Annotated in this window: 2 protein-coding genes and 3 pseudogenes; 2 read left to right on the forward strand and 3 right to left on the reverse strand. The window is 53.7% G+C overall.

Going from position 1 to position 1,768, the window contains the following annotated elements:
• Window positions 1–483: IS66 family transposase (locus tag G3480_RS26410; protein WP_164657171.1), on the forward strand; the 483-nt coding region annotated here is incomplete at its 5' end.
• Between the two features lie 6 nt (window positions 484–489).
• Window positions 490–663 (forward strand): hypothetical protein, encoded by a 174-nt coding sequence (locus G3480_RS26415; protein ID WP_164657172.1) that lies wholly within the window; start codon window positions 490–492, stop codon window positions 661–663.
• A gap of 71 nt (window positions 664–734) precedes the next feature.
• On the opposite strand, the pseudogene G3480_RS26420 reads toward G3480_RS26415, so the two are convergent.
• From G3480_RS26420 to G3480_RS26425, 3 pseudogenes are all read right to left on the reverse strand, one after another.
• A pseudogene (locus G3480_RS26420) lies at window positions 735–941 on the reverse strand (IS1 family transposase); the annotation flags it as partial.
• A 254-nt stretch (window positions 942–1,195) separates the two neighbouring features.
• A pseudogene (locus G3480_RS28805) lies at window positions 1,196–1,358 on the reverse strand (IS1 family transposase); the annotation flags it as partial.
• 28 nt (window positions 1,359–1,386) lie between these two features.
• Window positions 1,387–1,768 (reverse strand): annotated as a pseudogene (locus G3480_RS26425) (hypothetical protein); the annotation flags it as partial.

The following is a 1,768-nucleotide window of genomic DNA, read 5'->3' on the forward strand; positions in this document are numbered from 1 at the left end:
AGCAGCGCCACCGTCACCCTGTTCGTGGTCGGCAAGCGCGGGCGCGAGGTCCTCGATCGCATCCTGCCGGGCTTCACCGGCTGGCTGATGAGCGACGGCTGGCAGGCGTATCGCCATCTGCCCCAGCGCCTGCGCTGCTGGGCACACCTCACGCGCAAGGCGCAGGGATTGATCGACAGCTATGATCGCGAGGCCCAAGCCTTCGGGCATGAGGTCCAAGACGCCTTCGACACCCTGATTGGCGCCATCCATGCCGCGCGTGACGGCCCGCCGGTCGATTTGCCGACCCTTCATGCCGCGTTACTGATCGAGTTGCATGCCGCGTGCGTGCGTCTGCTCGGGCACCGCCACGCCAAGACGCGCGCCTTGGCCGTCGAACTCTGGAACGACTGGGACGCCATCTTTCGGGTGCTGGACAATCCCCAGTGGCCGATCACCAACAACGAAGCCGAACGGGCGCTGCGCCATTGGGTGATTGCGTGACGCATCATGATGGGCACGCGCTGCGAGGCCGGGTCACGCACCTTCACCTTGCTGGCCAGCGTGATCGACACCTGTCGCAAACGCGGCCATGTGCCTTGGCCCTATCTGGCCGGTGTGATCGCTGAGCGCCGCGCCGGTCGCGAGGCCACTCCGCTGCCGGCTCCAGTGCCGGGTCTCTGAACGGCTACTTATATAGATTAATTAAGTTGTATAACTTATTTTTGAATCGTTACTTATCTATATGATTTGTCTCATACGGATGCCTTGAGCAAAAGTGTATCGTTGTAGTGATGCACAAAGTACCAAATTGCGCCAACGTGATTCTCTATTTTATTAGAGAATGAGAGCGCCTTCCGAACCAATCGTGAAACACGCTGCCGAACCGTGCAATTGAAGCGCTCAATATGACTCGTTTTTCCGGATTCTTTTCCGACTGAATGGTGCCGTTCTTCGGGAAAAGCGCAGTTATAGCTGTTTCATTTAACATGAGGGCGTCGGGAGCGCTTCATTAATATAAATAAGTAACGATTCAATATTTATTTTTCTTTTGCATGAATTTTGCTTTAACAAAAATATATCTATAAAACAATAGTTTACAGTTTTTTATAGATTAATTAAGTTGTATAACTTATTTTTGAATCGTTACTAACTGATTTTAAATCACTTTAAATTCTCAAGAAGACTCTAGCGTTTCCATGGCAGGTGAAATATTTATATTTCTGGTTGACATAGGCTTGCAGCCAAGACTCTGAAGCCGGGATTGAACGGGCGATGCCTGCGAGTGGAATACACTCAAGCAAAAGACGATCGATGAGCGCTTTTTTCTCATCGGAAATGGGTTGTTTGAGTGGATCAAGCACAAACTGTCGGCCGCAATCGGGTGCAACCCGCCTCCCGCGCCCTTCACGCCGCAATTGCCTGGGTGAAATCGGCATCATTTGCGGCGAATCCTGGATAGAGGCGACGGGATTCGCGTTGGATACGGAAAGCCTTGAACGCGTCCCAGAGGTCACTCAGCGCGATGCAGCGCATGTTGAGCATGGCACGTGCGCCAGACATCACCCAGCGCATCCAGGAGCCTTCCATGCGATCCTTGACGACGCATCGGCAAGCGCCTTCGATCACGCCTGAGGCAATCGGAAAGCCGTGCTCAAGATAGGTCGCGTCGTCCATCCGATGAGCATTGTTGTGGAAGTAGCCACAGATTGTTTCGAGCTGCTCAAGGCGTTTGCCGGTCAGTGCGTGGTGGGTACTCAGCCAACGCAGAGAGCGCAGCACGGTCTCA

This window comes from Thiorhodococcus mannitoliphagus (assembly GCF_010915725.1).
GTDB classification, from domain to species: domain Bacteria; phylum Pseudomonadota; class Gammaproteobacteria; order Chromatiales; family Chromatiaceae; genus Thiorhodococcus; species Thiorhodococcus mannitoliphagus.

Bases quoted from the DNA above. Each gene is read 5' to 3' on its own strand.
- G3480_RS26415 (WP_164657172.1), top strand. From the start codon at position 490: ATGATGGGCACGCGCTGCGAGGCCGGGTCACGCACCTTCACCTTGCTG.